The organism is Cardinium endosymbiont of Oedothorax gibbosus, assembly GCF_936981045.1.
In the GTDB taxonomy this organism is placed as follows: domain Bacteria; phylum Bacteroidota; class Bacteroidia; order Cytophagales; family Amoebophilaceae; genus Cardinium.
The window spans coordinates 939533-956949 of the sequence record NZ_OW441264.1; the positions used below are offsets into that span (position 1 = coordinate 939533).

The 17417-nt window shown below is 36.9% G+C and carries 11 protein-coding genes and 6 pseudogenes; 10 read left to right on the forward strand and 7 right to left on the reverse strand.

Annotated elements, in window-relative coordinates; genetic code table 11:
• Positions 1 to 34 precede the first annotated feature (34 nt).
• Positions 35 to 1885, reverse strand: a complete 1851-nt coding sequence (locus tag NBW36_RS04435) for a DNA topoisomerase IV subunit B (protein ID WP_250238055.1) — start codon at positions 1883 to 1885, stop codon at positions 35 to 37.
• A 460-nt stretch (positions 1886 to 2345) separates the two neighbouring features.
• Positions 2346 to 2495 (reverse strand): annotated as a pseudogene (eno, locus tag NBW36_RS04440) (phosphopyruvate hydratase); the annotation flags it as partial.
• A 168-nt stretch (positions 2496 to 2663) separates the two neighbouring features.
• Here eno and NBW36_RS04445 point away from each other — a divergent pair.
• Positions 2664 to 3937: pseudogene (locus tag NBW36_RS04445) on the forward strand (IS4 family transposase).
• An 82-nt stretch (positions 3938 to 4019) separates the two neighbouring features.
• A complete protein-coding gene (locus NBW36_RS04450) occupies positions 4020 to 4496 on the forward strand; it encodes a deoxycytidylate deaminase (RefSeq protein WP_250238056.1) in 477 nt (158 codons plus the stop codon).
• 530 nt (positions 4497 to 5026) lie between these two features.
• On the opposite strand, the pseudogene NBW36_RS04455 reads toward NBW36_RS04450, so the two are convergent.
• A pseudogene (locus NBW36_RS04455) lies at positions 5027 to 5134 on the reverse strand (IS6 family transposase); the annotation flags it as partial.
• A gap of 400 nt (positions 5135 to 5534) precedes the next feature.
• Complete coding sequence (locus NBW36_RS04460) at positions 5535 to 5927, reverse strand: reverse transcriptase domain-containing protein (RefSeq protein WP_250238057.1); 393 nt, start codon at positions 5925 to 5927, stop codon at positions 5535 to 5537.
• 604 nt (positions 5928 to 6531) lie between these two features.
• On the opposite strand from NBW36_RS04460, the gene NBW36_RS04465 reads away from it, so the two are divergent.
• From NBW36_RS04465 to NBW36_RS04500, 8 genes are all read left to right on the forward strand, one after another.
• A complete protein-coding gene (locus NBW36_RS04465; RefSeq protein WP_250239144.1) occupies positions 6532 to 7350 on the forward strand; it encodes a diaminopimelate epimerase in 819 nt (272 codons plus the stop codon).
• Positions 7351 to 7370: 20 nt separating this feature from the next.
• Positions 7371 to 8603, forward strand: a complete 1233-nt coding sequence (locus NBW36_RS04470; RefSeq protein ID WP_250238059.1) for a M16 family metallopeptidase — start codon at positions 7371 to 7373, stop codon at positions 8601 to 8603.
• Positions 8604 to 8634: 31 nt separating this feature from the next.
• Complete coding sequence (ffh, locus tag NBW36_RS04475; protein WP_250238060.1) at positions 8635 to 9969, forward strand: signal recognition particle protein; 1335 nt, start codon at positions 8635 to 8637, stop codon at positions 9967 to 9969.
• Between the two features lie 145 nt (positions 9970 to 10114).
• Positions 10115 to 10441: a 30S ribosomal protein S15 gene (rpsO, locus tag NBW36_RS04480; protein ID WP_250238061.1), complete on the forward strand. Its 327-nt coding sequence runs from the start codon at positions 10115 to 10117 to the stop codon at positions 10439 to 10441.
• Positions 10442 to 10597: 156 nt separating this feature from the next.
• Entirely contained in the window at positions 10598 to 12745 is a 2148-nt protein-coding gene (gene pnp, locus NBW36_RS04485) for a polyribonucleotide nucleotidyltransferase (protein ID WP_250238062.1), read from the forward strand.
• 55 nt (positions 12746 to 12800) lie between these two features.
• Positions 12801 to 13664 carry a sigma-70 family RNA polymerase sigma factor gene (locus NBW36_RS04490; RefSeq protein ID WP_250238064.1) on the forward strand — a complete coding sequence of 288 codons (864 nt, stop codon included), beginning with the start codon at positions 12801 to 12803 and terminating at the stop codon, positions 13662 to 13664.
• Between the two features lie 217 nt (positions 13665 to 13881).
• Positions 13882 to 14817: a thioredoxin-disulfide reductase gene (trxB, locus tag NBW36_RS04495; RefSeq protein ID WP_250238066.1), complete on the forward strand. Its 936-nt coding sequence runs from the start codon at positions 13882 to 13884 to the stop codon at positions 14815 to 14817.
• A 24-nt stretch (positions 14818 to 14841) separates the two neighbouring features.
• Positions 14842 to 15681 (forward strand): DMT family transporter, encoded by an 840-nt coding sequence (locus NBW36_RS04500; protein ID WP_256465612.1) that lies wholly within the window; start codon positions 14842 to 14844, stop codon positions 15679 to 15681.
• Between the two features lie 325 nt (positions 15682 to 16006).
• Here NBW36_RS04500 and NBW36_RS04505 read toward each other — a convergent pair.
• From NBW36_RS04505 to NBW36_RS04515, 3 pseudogenes are all read right to left on the reverse strand, one after another.
• Positions 16007 to 16243: pseudogene (locus NBW36_RS04505) on the reverse strand (IS481 family transposase); the annotation flags it as partial.
• 16 nt (positions 16244 to 16259) lie between these two features.
• Positions 16260 to 16445, reverse strand: a pseudogene (locus tag NBW36_RS04510) (transposase); the annotation flags it as partial.
• Between the two features lie 230 nt (positions 16446 to 16675).
• Positions 16676 to 17386: pseudogene (locus NBW36_RS04515) on the reverse strand (IS982 family transposase); the annotation flags it as partial.
• Positions 17387 to 17417 lie beyond the last annotated feature (31 nt).

Genomic DNA, 17417 nt, shown 5'->3' on the forward strand with positions numbered 1-17417 from the left:
GAACTCACGTAAAAAGTAAGGTACATATTGCTTGTTACAGCTCAGGTAGGTTTTCTTCTATTCTAAGATTATGAATAATAAAATTCCGCCGCTCTGGTGTATTTTTTCCCATATAAAAGGTTAGTAAATCTTCTAAGGCGCTATTGGTAGCTGGTGTTACAGGCACCAGCCGAATCGCTGCTCCTATAAAATGTGTAAATTCATCAGGAGATATCTCTCCTAGCCCTTTAAAACGGGTAATTTCAGGTTGTGCACCCAGTGACTTGATGGCTACCTCTTTTTCCTGTTCGTTGTAACAATAATGGGTTGCCTTTCTGTTGCGTACTCTAAAAAGAGGTGTTTCCAGTATATAGAGGTGTCCATTATAGACCAGTTCTGGAAAAAACTGTAGAAAATAGGTTAATATAAGTAACCGGATATGCATGCCATCTACATCCGAATCTGTAGCAATAACGATTTTGTTGTAACGCAATCCATCCAGCCCATTGGCAATATTTAAAGCATGCTGTAATAGATTAAACTCTTCATTTTCATAAACCAGTTTTTTGGATTGTCCAAAGCAATTTAATGGTTTGCCCCGCAATGAAAATACAGCTTGGGTTTCAACATTACGGGATTTAGTAATAGAACCACTTGCAGAATTACCTTCTGTAATGAAAATAGTACTCTGCACGCGATGGGGATGTTTAGAATTAAAATGAATATGACAGTCCCTTAGTTTTTTATTGTGTAGATTGGCTTTTTTTGTTTTTTCATGGACCAATTTTTTAATGCCAGCTATTTCCTTACGTTCACGTTCAGATTGTAGAATACGTTTTTGTAATATTTCGGCTGCGGATGGATTTTTGTGTAGATAATTATCTAATTCACTTTTGATACAAGCAATAATAAAACTACGAATGGTTGGCCCTTCAGGGCCCATCTGTTGTGAGCCAAGCTTTGTCTTGGTTTGGGATTCAAAAATAGGGTCTTGAACCTTAATGGAAAGTGCAGCTATTAACCCTCCTCGAATATCAATGGCGTCAAACTCTTTTTTATAAAATGCCCGTACGGTTTGTACAATGGCTTCTTTTAAAGCATTTAAATGCCCCCCCCCTTGGGGAGTAAATTGCCCATTGACGAAGGTATAATAAACCTCGTTAGAGAGCGTATGGTGGTGTGTGAGCGATAATTCAATATCCTGTTTTTTAAAATGGATGATCGGGTAAGCATAGGTTTCAGCTGCTGTTTTGGCTTGTAATAAATCCAAAAGCCCATTTCGAGAATGGTATCGCTTACCATTTAGGTTAAAAATAAGTCCTGTGTTTAAAAAGGTGTAATGGGCTATTTGTTCTTCTATATATTGGGGTACAAAAGAAAATTGCTTGAAAATAGCACAATCTGGTTTGAATATAACATGCGTTCCATTTGGCTCATTAGTAGGCAGAATTTCTGATTCTTCTAACAGAACGCCAGCAGAAAAAGTGGCTGATTTGGTTAATCCATCTCTAAAAGATTGTATTTTACAATATTCTGAAAGCGCATTCACTGCTTTTATACCCACTCCGTTTAAACCTACAGACTTTTGAAAAGCTTGGCCATCATATTTTCCTCCTGTATTAATTTTAGCCACGCAGTCTATTACTTTTCCTAATGGAATACCCCTTCCAAAGTCTCGAACAGAAACTTGGTTATCGTCAGATATTTTTATTTCAATTTTTTTTCCATAACCCATTACAAATTCATCTACACTATTATCAATGACCTCTTTGATCAATATGTAGATGCCATCATCTGGCAGGCTACCGTCTCCTAATTTCCCAATATACATGCCAGGGCGCAACCGGAGATGTTCCTGCCAGGCTAGGGAGCGGATATTAGCTTCTGTATAAGAAGGAATGGCCATAAACACTATAATAAGTAGGTTAGATAGGTTATGTAAATGGTACGTTGGTACAAATTGAATAGCTGTGGTTTTTGAACCACTTCAAGCATCAAACTATACTTATGGTTGCAATTTACCATCTAAGGAAAGATATTCCACAGTTATCATGAAGCTTTTGGCTGCTTTCGTAAAATGGCTAAAGTCTATTGTTTCTATTGTATCAGTTGCTTTATGATAATTAACGTGAGTTCGGGATTTATTTGACTGATTTACAACAATTTAATATCAATTATTTAGTTAATATTTGCACCTATTTAACAAGTTTTTATATCTAATTTTATAAATATAATATATATAATAAACTGATTATCAGAATTATTTGTTATTCAACTACTTATTTAACTGTCTATAAAACAAATTTTATAAATTTTTATTAATATTGATTATCAAATAAAAAAATAATCTAATCCCGAATTCACGTTATCTGATTGTATTTAATCAGCACTGCATTCACTAAATTTTCTTCTATGCCCTTCTTTAAGCGTACGGGATTGGTCACAAATAGATCATCCCCTACTAATTGTACCCGGTCCCCCAATGCTTGCGTAAGTTGCTTCCAACCTATATGATCGGTCAATGGCGTCAACTTAAGGGAAAATATGAGTAATTATTTGTTTAGTATTGTTTGGTTTTTCCCTTCAAGTATCTACCTATAATTGTCTTTTAATTCTATAAAAAATACTTTCCTTCTGTATTATTTGATGAATAAAGTTTAAAATGTACTTTTTTATATAAAGACATGGTAGAGAAAGGGAAAAATATTATTTTACGAATTAAAGATACCATACACTTGCGTAAGTTTCCAGTGAAGCATTGTTTGGCAAAAAATAGTTTCACACGCAGGAGAAAACTTACATTTCCAGTGGTATTTTCTATGATTTTGAGGTTAGTTAAAAAAGTTTAGGTATAGAGTGTGAACTTATGGAACCATCAACTTTTAAAATTCCCCCATCCAAGCAAGCTTTTTCAAAAGCAAGATATAAAATTGCTCATACAGGATTTAAAGAATTATTGGATTTAAGCCTTCAAACAGCTTATCAAGGTGATACCTCATATGGAACATGGAGAGGTTATAGAGTTATTGCTAGAGATGGCTCCTCAGTTCGCTTGCCTGGTTCTCAAGAAATCGTCTCTAAGTTTGGTCGCCTTAACCCGAATGGAACTACAGGCACTATGCTTTCATTGGCTAGAGGTTCCCTTTTCGTTGATTTATGTACTTCTCTGATTATCAGTGCACGTTTTGCACCTTGGCATGTGGGAGAGCAAACAATGGCAGAAGAACAATTACCTGAAGTAATTAACCAACTGCGTTCATTAGAGCAAGAAAAACTATTATTCATCTATGATCGTGGTTATATTTCAATAAAGTTTATTGAGCAACATAATGCTTGCCAAACAGACTTTATTTTTCGTGTGCAAGAAAAAAATTATACCAATCTATGGAAAATGGTTTCATCTGGTAAATCAGATTTTGATTTTATGTTGGCAAATAATTCCAAGACAATCGGCCAAAAAGTAAGGGTCATAGCCCTTAGTTTACCCAACGACAAACTGGAAGTATTGGTTACCTCTCTTTTTGACCGAGAAAAATTTACTGCAGACGATATCAGCAAAGCATACCTATTAAGGTGGCACATAGAGGAGTGTTATAAACGACTTAAGATAGGTTCAGAATTAGAGAATTTCTCTGGAAAAAACTTAGATGCCGTACTACAAGAGTTTTGGGCACACTTAGTGATGTGTAATATACTATCACTTCATATGTGTGATAGACAAGGCGCTTGGAACCCAGACCAAATTGCTCAATATCGGTTAAACTTTTCCGTTTTATTTGGTGTAATGAGGCAGAAACTGTATCAGGTTCTTGTTGGCGATTGCTCTCCCAAGAGCTTTCAGAGACTTTTTAATAGAGCCAGTATACGTGCTAAAATTAAAATCCGGATAAGTCGATTATATAGTCGAGATAAGGTCGATAAACCTAGACGGAATCATGTTTTTAGAAGAGTTTGCTAACCAATAAACCCTTAAGTTGACGCTATTGCCTGTTCAGACGCCTGGTTCATATAAGATAAATGTCGCCATAGTAAAAAAATTAATGCCCCCAAAACCTACCTTTGATCATATTTTTATGTCATTGGCCATTCAATTGGCCGAACGCTCACATTGCGTTAAAAAGAAGGTAGGTGCTGTATTAACAAAAGATACCCGAATTATTTCCATAGGATACAATGGCCCACCAACAGGGTCCTATAATTGCGATGAAATATGGCCTAAAACAGGTTGTGCTAGGAATATAAAAGGGAGTTGTTCTTTAGCCATTCATGCAGAACAAAATGCTGTTCTTTATGCATTAACCAATCATGTCAGTGTAAAAGATGGTGTGCTGTACACTACCCTTTCGCCATGTCTGCCTTGTGCCCGCCTTATATTTAGTGTAGATATTAAAAAAGTTGTATACAAGGATTCTTATGCAGCCTATAAAAACCTGGATTGTGAGGAAGGGTTAAATTTTCTACATGAATTTGGTATCATGGTAGCACAATATGACCCACATAGGGACATAAGCTTTTAGAATTACTGGGATTACTGCTCTATAGTAGATAAGTTGAAAACTTGGTTAAAGAGATGCTCGAAATAGATCCCTTGATTATATTGTAAATATATCTTAAAACTGTGCTTTAAATAAGCCTTAGGAGGAAGTATTCCCTAAACTGTGTCAGAGTACCGATCTATCTCAACTCGAACTTTAACCTACCCGGAAAAAAGATGTCGAGCTAAGATATCGTTAATGCCCATGCTCGCACGGGCATAAGTAAAAGCTTTTCTTTTAAACGTGAGTTCGGGATTAGATTATTTTTTCATTTGATAATCAATATTAATAAAAATTTATAAAATTTGTTTTATAGACAGTTAAATAGGTGGTTTAATAACAAATAATTCTGATAATCAGTTTATTATATATATTATATTTATAGAATTAGATATAAAAACTTGTTAAATAGGTGCAAATATTAACTAAATAATTGATATTAAATTGTTGTAAATCAGTCAAATAAATCCCGAACTCACGTTTTAAGTGAAGTTTTGGATATATATTGGTTATTATTCGGCCATTAGCATAACAAAATTCTCAAAAGTAGAAAGATGATTTTTAGCTCCGATTACTTGTCCTTTTTGAATCATAGGAATGTTTTCTATCTCTACAATGGTCTAGAGTAAAGAAATGGTTGGACCACTTAAAATTAAGCATATCTATTGCTTCTGATTGCTCGCAATACAGTAGCTGACTAACTTGATTCTTCATTGTTTACCCATTCCCTTCTCATCCCAAGGTACGTTCAGTTTTCCCGAATACGGCGGTCCGACAGTCTTCTTCACCTGAGTTCGGGATTAGATTATTTTTTCATTTGATAATCAATATCAATGAAAATTTATAAAATTTGTTTTATAGACAGTTAAATAGGTAGTTGAATAACAAATAATTCTGGTAATCAGTTTATTATATATATTATTTTTATAAAATTAGGTGTAAAAACTTGTTAAATAGGTGCAAATATTAACTAAATAATTGATATTAAATTGTTGTAAATCAGTCAAATAAATCCCGAACTCACGTATAAATGCTATTTCTGCCACTTGTTGGACTCTTTCTTTTTACAAAGTAAAAACCTATGAAGTTAAAGCCTTCTTTCAGTTTCGTTATTCGTGTCTTTTGGTGGTTAATAATGAGCGATAACCTCTTTACTAATTCTATGAATTTCTCCAGCGCTAAGCTAGCACTCTTACGACATACCAAAATTGCATCATCACAATACCTATGCAAGGTTGCGCTTAGCTTTTCTGGATACCCCCTTGAGTGCCACACTTGGTCTATAACATTTAGGTAGATATTACTATACAACGGTGATATTGGTGATCCTTGCGGTACTCCAACTTTCTTGCATGTAATTTTACCTTGTTTTACTATTGACGTTGTTAGGGTTTGTTTAATTAGCTTCAACATACTGCCATCTGCTATCCTTTTACTAATAACCTGAGTTCGGGATTAGATTATTTTTTCATTTGATAATCAATATTAATAAAAATTTATAAAATTTGTTTTATAGACAGTTAAATAGGTAGTTGAATAACAAATAATTCTGATAATCAGTTTATTATATATATTATTTTTATAAAATTAGATATAAAAACTTGTTAAATAGGTGCAAATATTAACTAAATAATTGATATTAAATTGTTGTAAATCAGTCAAATAAATCCCGAACTCACGTTTTTAGTGCTTTTTTTAGAATAAACGCGACAGAACCACTACAAGTGCAACCATTGTGCAATGAACCGACATAGCTATGCTTTACATTACTGATCCTCTACATTTCACCTAAACCAGAGTACATAACCATACATGCACTAATTTTTCAGATGTTTTTACCATATACTTTAAAAAATTATTTTTATATCTTGCAGTTTTTTATTGCATTCGTTTTATATCCTTTAACAACGATTTTCAGATGTAAATGATGTATGACAGTGCATAGGGTAAATGGGCTATATTGGAATTTTTTTCAGGAAGGTGCTTGTATACCCGCTTGAACTTATAAATGGTCTCCATGCAACTTAGATTTGCCAAGTATCAAGCTTGCGGAAATGATTTTATTATCATTAATAATTTCCAAGATCAGTATTGTACATATAGCCCTATGGTAACCCAAAAACTGTGCCATCGCCAATTTGGTATTGGTGCAGATGGGATCATTACCATTGAAAAAAAGATAGGTTGTGACTTTGCCCTATTGCACTATAATGCAGATGGTAGCCAAGGTGGGGGGCTGTGTGCTAATGGCAGTCGGTCAGCGCTTCACTATGCACAGCAACTAGGCATCGTGGATAAAAAAGCTGATTTTATCGCTATAGACGGCTTACACACAGGTTATATATGTAATGACCTAGTGTACTTAACCTTACAGGATGTAGATGTGATTCAACCACTAGACAGCGGCTATTTCCTGGACAATGGCACACGCCATTATGTAGAGAGGGTAGATGCGATTCAAACTGTTAATATGCAAGAAGTTGGTTTCCCAAGAAGAAATAGGCACCCATTCGAAAAAGAGGGTGTCAATCTCAATTTTGTGCAATTAGCTGAAGAAGATACTATTCTAGTCCGCACGTGTGAATGTGGATTGGCATCAGAACCACTGTCTTGTGGTACAGGAGCAGTCGCTAGCGCCCTGGTTTTCAGTGCCTATTATGGCTTAAACAGCCCTATAACCGTAATCACTAAAGGCGGCAAACTGCAAGTAACCTTTATGCGACTATCTGAAGGCCTTTTTACCCATATTCATTTGATTGGGCGTGTGTATCAATCTTTTCATGGCATGGTTAACCCAACCACCCTGCCACCCATTAGCGAATGGAATAAGCTATAGCAATTTGACCTTATATAAAAATGATTCATTTCGAAAAATTTACTTTATCCAATGGCCTACAAGTTATTGTACATGAAGATCCAACCAGCCATATTGCGGTAATGAACCTAATGTATGACGTAGGCGCGCGAGATGAGCACCCCTTAAAAACAGGTTTTGCCCACCTGGTTGAACACTTGATGTTTGGTGGATCTTGTAACATTCCCGTTTACGATACCCCTTTACAACAAGTAGGCGGTGACAACAATGCCTATACGACTACAGACTTAACCAATTATTATTGTTCCCTACCTGCTATTAACCTAGAAACAGCTTTTTGGCTTGAGTCCGACCGCATGCTTGGACTTGCATTTAATGAAAAATCACTAGAAGTACAACGCAAAGTAGTAATAGAGGAGTTTAAAGAACATTATCTCAACCAACCTTACGGTGATGCATGGCACCATTTAACCAATATGGCCTATACAACACATCCCTACAAATGGCCCACCATTGGTCAATCATTAAGCCACATAGAGGGTGCTACTATGGATGATGTAAAAGCCTTTTTTTACAAATTCTATAGACCCAATCATGCGATTTTAGTAGTTGCGGGCAAGGTGACCCAATCACAAGTAGCCAAATTATGTAAAAAATGGTTTGAACCCATTCTAGCTGGCCCTCCTTACCATAGATCCCTACCTCAAGAACCAGATCAAGTGCTACCTAGGCGAAAAGTAGTTCAAGAGGCTGTACCCTTCCCTATACTGTATAAAGCCTACCATATGCCAGGCAAAGGTATGTCTGGTTACTATGCAGCAGAAATATTATGCTACCTACTCAACGAAGGAAAGTCTGCTTTGCTACATGCAAACCTTGTAGACAAACAAGCCCTTTATACTAGAATAGACGCCTATACTACAGAATCATTTGACCCCGGCCTATTGGTCATTAGTGGCAGTTTAGCCCCAAATGTACCATTCGAAGCATCGGAAAGCGCTTTAATAGAAGTATTGAAAAAAATCAAGCATACAACCCCTACTGCATTAGAAAAAGTAAAAAATCAGATGGAGGCAGCATTAATCTTTGGTCAAGTAAATCTCGTACATCGTGCACAAGAATTGGCAGTAGCTACCTTACAAGGTGATACCAACTTAGTAAACAAGAAAATTGAGTACATTAGGCAGATTGCGTTAGAAGCGGTTCAAACCATCGCTGAAATGATTTTACAAGAACAAAATTGCACTACGCTCCACTACCAAACCATTTCATAAGCCAACCGGAGGAACAAAAATTACATATATTATGTTTCAGAGTCTTAGTAAAAATCTAGAAAAAGCCATAAAGTCCTTAAAAGGGCAAGGTCGTATTACAGAAATAAACATTGCTTCTACTATAAAAGAAATCCGTAGAAGTCTAGTTCAGGCAGACGTACATTACAAAGTAGCCAAGCAAGTCACAGATGATATTAAACAAAAAGCCATTGGAACCAATGTGATTACATCTGTTTCGCCGGGTCAGCTTTTTACAAAGCTAGTCCAGGATGCCTTAACGGATTTAATGGGTGGCATACATAGTGAAGTGCGTCTTACGGGTCATCCAGCTATAATATTGATAGCCGGACTACAAGGGGCCGGAAAAACAACTTTAACAGGTAAGTTGGCACATTACTACAAAAAGAAAAACAAAACACCCCTCTTAGTGGCTTGTGACGTCTATAGACCCGCAGCAGTTGACCAACTTAAAACACTAGGCGCGGGGCTTAATATAAGCGTTTATACAGAGCCAGAAGAAAAAAATCCTTGTACTATTGCGCAAAATGCTATTCAAGAAGCTAAAAATAAGGCTATGGACCTTGTGATTGTAGATACCGCAGGTCGTTTGTCTATTGACGAAGGGATGATGCAGGAGATTCGCATGCTTAAAGAAAGCTTAAACCCCTCTGAAACACTTTTTGTCGTAGACGCTATGGCAGGCCAAGAAGCAGTTACTACGGCGCAAGCTTTTAATGAGCAGCTTAACTTTGATGGTGTAGTACTTACCAAGCTAGATGGAGATGCCCGTGGAGGTGCAGCACTTTCCATTCGTAGTGTAGTACATAAACCTATTAAGTTTATCAGTACAGGTGAAAAGATGCAGGATCTAGATCTTTTTCATCCAGACCGCATGGCCAGTCGTATTCTGGGCATGGGGGATGTGATCTCCTTTGTAGAACGCACAGAAGAAGTCTATAATAAAGAACAACAACGTAGCTTACAGCAAAAAATAAAAACCAATCAATTTAATTTGGAAGATTTGGCCAAACAAATTCAGCAAATTAAAAAAATGGGCAATCTACAAGAAATGGTGAGCATGCTACCAGGCCTAGGAAAAATAATGCCAGATCTACCCTTAGAAGAGGATCTATTTAAAAACTGTGAAGTAATCATAGCCTCTATGACACCTAAAGAAAGACAAAATCCCCATATTATAGATCGAAGCCGTCGTGAACGTGTTGCACGTGGCAGCGGGAAAACTACCCAAGAGGTGAATCAATTGCTCAAACAGTTTGATATGATCTATAAAATCATGAAAAAAGTAGATAAGAAAGGATTCAATGTGTTGACGAACTTACCAGGATTGCTTAAAAAAACAAGATGAGCATCAGCCCTACTGGCCTACTTTAGGCCAATTTTAAACAAATAAAAAATTAAGTAATAGCTATAACCCAAATTTAAATTTGCCAATGGATGATTTTATGGTTAAATTTGCTTAGGCCAGGTTTAAATTTACTGTAATAAACGCTATGAAGTTAACCAATCAAAATCAAGAAACTAAAGAAGCGCTTCTTAAAACCTTTGGATTCAACAACTCCGACAAAAGCGAGCTTTTTAAAACCTTTGGATTTCAAAAATCTGAGCAAGACAGTGGTTCCTCTGAATCGCAGATTGCATTATTTACATATAGAATTAAACATTTAACGGAACACTTAAGTGTTAAAAAGAAAGATTACGCTACAAAATTAGGTCTTTTGAAGTTAGTAGGTAAGCGCAAAAGGTTATTAGCCTATCTTAAAAAAGTAGACTTAAGTCGCTATAGAGATATCATTACCAGCCTTGGTTTAAGAAAGTAGTGCATCTTTTCTGCCATTTCATGGCATTTGGTTATTTCCAAAAATTTTCCTACATCCAATTTATGCACAAAGTTTTAGGGGAAAAGTTTGATTATATATTTTCCCTACTCTTTAACCCATTTGATGCCATTATATACATCATTCCATCGTACCTATATGCTCAGAACGCTGATTTCAAAAACAATACAGTTACCAGATAATCGGATCATTACTATAGAAACGGGTAAGTTAGCTACTCAAGCTGATGGTTCCGTTTTAATCCGGATGGGTAATACGATGCTTTTAGCCGCCGTAGTGGCTAAAGCAGCTGCAGAAGAAAGCGCCTTTAACTTTTTACCCCTTTCTGTAGACTACCAAGAAAAATTTGCTGCCTCTGGTAAAATACCTGGAGGCTTTCTAAAGCGGGAAGGTAGGCTAGGAGACCATGAAATTTTAATCGCTAGATTAGTTGATCGTGCCATTCGCCCTCTTTTCCCAAAAGGATTTAATAGTGAAATTCAAGTAAATATATCTTTGATATCTGCTGACGAGACCATTTTGCCAGATGCACTTGCTGCCTTAGCGGTCTCTTCCGCTTTATCTGTTTCTTCTATTCCATTCCATGGACCTATTTCTGAAGTACGTGTAGTACGTGTAGATGGTGTTTTTTCAATCAATCCACCATTTAATCTGCTTGAAAAAGCCGATATGAACCTTATGGTAGCGGCCAGTGATGATCATATATTAATGGTAGAGGGTGAAATGCGTGAAGTCCAAGAAGCGGATATGCTACTGGCCATTCGTTATGCCCATGATGCGATTAAGCTACACTGTCAAGTCCAACGAGAACTTATGGAAGCCGTTGGCATTGAAAAAAAAATAGATCAAGCTGGCGATGTGCATAGTACCGTAGTCTATCCAACTGCTTTACGTGACGCCATTTATGCTGATCTATATGCGGTTGCCAAACAACATATACCTTCTAAAGCGCTGCGCAAAGAAGCTTTTATGGCAGTAGCGCATCGTTACAATGAACAGCTTGCCAAAGATCAAAATGGTGGGGCACTAGCTGCTGCGCAGCAGAAGGAATTTCTGCTTGAACTCCAAAATCAAGCCACTCGAGCGCTTATATTAAATGAGCACATTCGTTTAGATGGTCGTCTATTAGACCAAATTAGACCCATCGAATCTGAAATAGATTACCTGCCATCTGCACACGGTTCTGCACTCTTTATAAGAGGTGAAACACAATCTCTTACTACGGTTACACTTGGAAGCAAGTTCGATGAGCAAATCATTGATAGAGCTATGGAAGATGGCTACAATCGTTTTATGCTCCATTATAATTTCCCTGGCTTTTCTACTGGAGAAGTGAAACCCAATAGAGGGCCTTCTCGTCGGGAAATAGGTCATGGCAACTTAGCTATGCGGGCACTAAAAGCTGTTCTACCACCTGACAAAGAAAACTTATACACCATACGTGTGGTATCTGACATTCTTGAATCCAATGGATCTTCTTCTATGGCCACCGTTTGTGCCAGTTCCTTAGCGCTAATGGATGCAGGTATTCCTATTAAAGCAGCCGTTTCAGGCATTGCTATGGGAATGATTACAGATTCTGCTACAGGTCGCTTTGCTATTTTATCTGATATTCTGGGAGATGAAGACCAGATCGGTGACATGGATTTTAAGGTAACAGGTACCCACCAAGGGATTACAGCATGCCAAATGGATATGAAAGTGGCTGGTATTTCCTATGAAATGCTCGAAAAAGCCCTACAAGAAGCAAAAGCAGGAAGGTTACATATTCTTCAAAAAATGAAAGAAACCATAGCTACCCCTCGTTCAGATAGTAAGCCACATGCCCCTAAAATTGTCACTATAGAAGTTGAAAAAGAGATGATTGGTGCCATTATTGGATCAGGTGGAAAGGTTATACAAGAAATTCAAAAAGAGACCTATACCAATATAAATATTGTAGAACAGGGTCATAAGGGTATTGTTACCATATTTGCCGGAAACCAAGAAATGTTGCAAAAAGCCGTTGGTAGAATAAAGAGGCTTGCTGCCAAGCCAACCATTGGTGAAGTATATATAGGAAAAGTTAAGTCTGTGCTGAACTATGGCGCATTCGTAGAGTTTATTCCTGGTAAAGATGGCTTTTTACATGTTTCAGAAGTCCGCTTAGAACGTACTGAAAATTTAGAAGAGGTATTGGAAATTGGAGAAGAATTACAAGTAAAGCTTATTGGAGTAGACCCTAAAACAGGTAAATATAGATTATCCCGTAAAGTACTGCTTGATGTTGCAGCAGCTGGAGGATAATAGGTAGCATTTACTAAATATTTTTCACATGTATTTAACTTTAACTTAGGAAACCATGAGACAACTGAAGATAAGCAAACAGATCACAAATCGTGAAAGTCAGTCCTTAGACAAATACCTTCAGGAGATTGGCAGGGTTCCACTGCTCAATGCTGATGAAGAGGTTGAACTTTCTAAAAGAATTAGAATGGGAGATAGAGCTGCCTTTGAAAGGCTCACCAAGGCCAATCTTCGATTTGTGGTTTCTGTAGCCAAGCAATATCAAAATCAAGGACTATCTTTGAGTGATTTGATTAATGAAGGCAATCTGGGTCTTATTAAATCTGCTCAGCGGTTCGACGAAAAGAGGGGATTTAAGTTTATCTCTTATGCCGTTTGGTGGATTAGGCAATCCATCTTGCAAGCCCTAGCGGAACAGGCTAGAATTGTACGCTTGCCATTGAATCGCATTAGTTCGCTTAGTAAAATTTCGAGAACTTTTTCTCGCTTGGAGCAAAAGTATGAAAGAGAGCCCACTGTTGAGGAACTGGCTCAGTTTTTAGAGGTCGATCCGGAAGAGGTACGCGGTGCGTTAAAGGTTGCAGGACGTCACATTTCCGTAGATGCCCCCTTTTTACAGGGTGAAGAAAACAGCCTATTAGATGTCTTGGAAAGCGACGTAGAAAAAAAGCCAGATAGTGAATTAATGAATGATTCTTTGTGTAAAGAAATCCAACGTTCATTGGCCATACTTACCCCTAGAGAACGTGATGTGCTCTGCTATTATTTTGGGCTTAACAATACAGAAATACTGACTCTAGAAGAGATAGGGGGCCGCCTTGGACTAACAAGGGAGCGCGTGCGTCAAATAAAAGAAAGATGCATTAAAAAACTAAAAGCAGCCGTTAGTAGCGAAACACTCAAGTGCTACCTAGGGTAATATAGGCTACTTTTTTCTTCATAAAGAAGTAGCTAAATCAAGCCTTGGTGCAAAAAATTGCTGAAGGTCTACCCTGAAAGATGGAAAATTAGAAACCGCCCAACGGCCTTATTAAACTGATTTTCTATTCATCTTTAAGGGCAGATTTCCTGCTGGTAACTTTCTACAAAGAGACGTTTTTTTACACCCTTTAATCCCATACCATTCATAAAAATCTATGTCTCCTATGCCACTCGTTATTATTGGAGGAGGTCCAGCTGGTTATACAGCTGCTATTTACGCTGCCCGGGCAGGCCTGCATCCGATTCTATACCAAGGTCCAAACCCAGGTGGTCAATTAACCATTACGGGGGATGTAGAGAATTACCCTGGCTATAGAAATGGTGTAACGGGCCCTACTATGATGGAAGACTTTCAAGCGCAAGCAGAACGATTTGGCGCTATTGTGAAAACGGGTACCATCACTAAAGTCGATTTTGCTACCTATCCAAGGCGATTAATACTAGATAGCGGTGTAGAGCTGCTTGCGCAATCTGTTATTATTGCTGCTGGTGCATCTGCAAAATGGCTGGGTTTACCTGCAGAAAAAAGACTATATGGGAAAGGGGTTTCTACCTGTGCCATTTGCGATGGTTTCTTTTTTAGGGGCAAAAGCGTTGCCGTAGTGGGTGGAGGAGATACGGCTGCAGAGGAATCGCTTTATTTAGCCAACCTTTGCCAAAGGGTCCATCTCTTAGTGCGTAAAGGCCAAATGCGTGCTAGTAAAATTATGCAAGAACGGGTTTTTAAAAACACCAACATTCAAATCTGGTTCGATACAGAAGTGAAGGATATTATAGGCCAAGAGCATGTAAAAGCCATAGAAGTCATTCATGCCCTATCTAAGGCGACCACTATTATAGAAGCTACTGGCTTATTTGTTGCAATAGGTCATCAACCCAACACTTTACCCTTTTTACCTTATATAACAGTAGACGACCAAGGTTATATTCAAACCAAGAAACGCACTACGCACACCAATATTCCTGGTATCTTTGCGGCTGGAGACATTCAAGATCCCCATTATAGACAAGCTGTAACTGCTGCTGGCACAGGTTGTATGGCTGCACTAGATGCAGAACGTTTTCTACAACAACCGTATAGAGATTTTTAACAAGAGATCTATCATTTAAAAATGATGTATCACACCACTTACCTACAATCATTATTTTGGTTATTGCTCAGTATACTTTCAAGTTGCTTGAATGATTTGGTTACCAAGTATTTAATCACGGGGCTAACCGCTTGCCAAATCTGTTTTTTTCGTTTTACCTTTGGTAGCTTGGTCTTAGTGCCTATTATCTACCATAGGGGATCTTTTAAAACACAACGTCCACTGCTACATCTATTTCGGGGGTTATTTTTATCTATTGCCATGGGTTTGTATGCCTATAGCCTCACTCAAATGACCATGAGTAGTACAACGGTAATCGGGTTTACCAATCCTATTTTTGTATTGATCTTAGCAAGAATTTTTCTTAAAGAAAAAGTTGCCCCGCCTATATGGATGGCTACAGTATTGACTTGTATAGGCATGGCTTTAATATTGCGTCCTACTATGTATAATAGCGCTGCCTTATCGTGTATTCTGGCAACCGTTATTTTTGCCTCATTGGATATTATTAATAAAAAGTATATTGCACAGGAGCCTATCCTTTCCATGCTTTTCTTCTCCAATTTGGTCGCCTCCTGTTGTATGCTACCAGTAGCCTACTATTATTGGAAAACACCTACCCTATTTGAACTATGCTTTTCAAGCGTACTGGGCATTGGTAGCAATCTCATTCTTTATTTCCTATTAAAAGCTTTAGAACGATCAGATGCGGCTTCCTTAGCGCCTATGAAGTATACCGAATGGGTGACTTCCATCTTATTAGGCTATCTTTTTTTTAAAGAATGGCCAACGTTTAGTACTTGTTTAGGAGCCGGTATAATTATTTTTTGTACCTGTTTTATCGTATATTACCAGAATCGCTAACTAGCAGCTAATACACTAACAAGATCCGTTTCGCATTGGTTCATTATTTCATATCTGTCCAAGTCAGGGTAAATAAGGTATTTATATCACGCTTTTTGCTTGATAAAAAATGTGCAAAAAATCAAGCCCTATGTAATTTGCTGAAAGCCCCCCTTGCAGGAAGTGTTGGGTAAACCATAGGCGTCAAGTTAAGGATTAATAGCTCATATTATAGATTTTAAGTATCAAAACAGCATTTTATATTCTCTTAAATAATAGGATTTTCTATGAAATAAAGGGGAAGCGTATAACATCATACGATCAATAAAACTGTTATATTATGATTCTTTATATTGTTTAAGTCATTGCGTAACCAGATAGATCTTACGCCGCCAGGAGAGACAAATATACCTTTCTGTTTTAACTCGTTGGATACTCTAAGTTGACCATAGGCTGGATAGTCTATGACCATATCTACTGCTGCTTTTTCTATGATAGGATCTACTCTATTAGCTAGAATGGGTTTCTTGCGGCTTATCTCATGTAGTGCCTCCTGACCACCTAGTTCATACAAGGACTTAAACCACCTCAGTTCGGGATTAGACGTATTGTGAACCAGTCATATATATATTAGTTATAGAAGGTTTTTTCTCTTTTAGTGCATAACCTGTAATTCCAGCTATCAAATTGGCTAGAAAATTAGGTATGCTTCTATGCCTGGAATGTTCTATCTGGCTAATATTTTTGAGCTGATCTATAATAGTTTCAATTATAACGTGAGTTCGGGATTAGATTATTTTTTCATTTGATAATCAATATTAATAAAAATTTATAAAATTTGTTTTATAGACAGTTAAATAGGTAGTTGAATAAAAAATAATTCTGATAATCAGTTTATTATATATATTATATTTATAAAATTAGATATAAAAACTTGTTAAATAGGTGCAAATATTAACTAAATAATTGATATTAAATTGTTGTAAATCAGTCAAATAAATCCCGAACTCACGTTTATAGATTGTTTTCTAAGCATCAGTTTATCCCAGAGTCGCATAAAAGCATTTTTCATATTTTTTCTGATCTGGGTAATGAGTTCCACGCCTTTCTCGATCAGTTTCTCAAATAAATCTTTGCTTATGTAACCTTTATCGGCAAACATTTTACCCATCAAGTGTTTACATAAATTTTCTACAGGAAGCCTATCATTAGTTTTACCTGTGGTCAGTTGAAAATTTATAATTTCTCCTAAATCATTGACTATCAAGTGCAACTTTAATCCAAAAAACCAACCGGTGCTGGTTTTACCTTTAGTAGCAATCGATTTAAAAACCCTGTGCGTATAGGCTCTTTTGATATGGCAAACCTTGATGGCTGTTGCATCCATAAAATAACAACCTGTTTTTGTTTTAGAAAGACTTTGTGTAAAACAGTACAAGGGAACTAACGTTCTTTGGATCAGTTCTATAAATCTATTCTAGCTTACTAACTTTCCAAATTCACTAGAATGAAATTGCTGTAAATGAATATAATAAGACTTAAAATTTCTAAAACTAATCACATGAAAGGCAATAAGAACAGTCATTATTTCACTCAAAGTTAATGAACAAGTTCTAGTGGGTTTTCTTTTAGAGTTGGTTAACAGTTGTTTTTCCATATACGGCATAAATTTTATGAGAAATTCATTAACAGCATAATATATTTCAACTAACTTTTCTACATTCATAACTGGCTCCTTTGGATAATCTGGTTAGTAT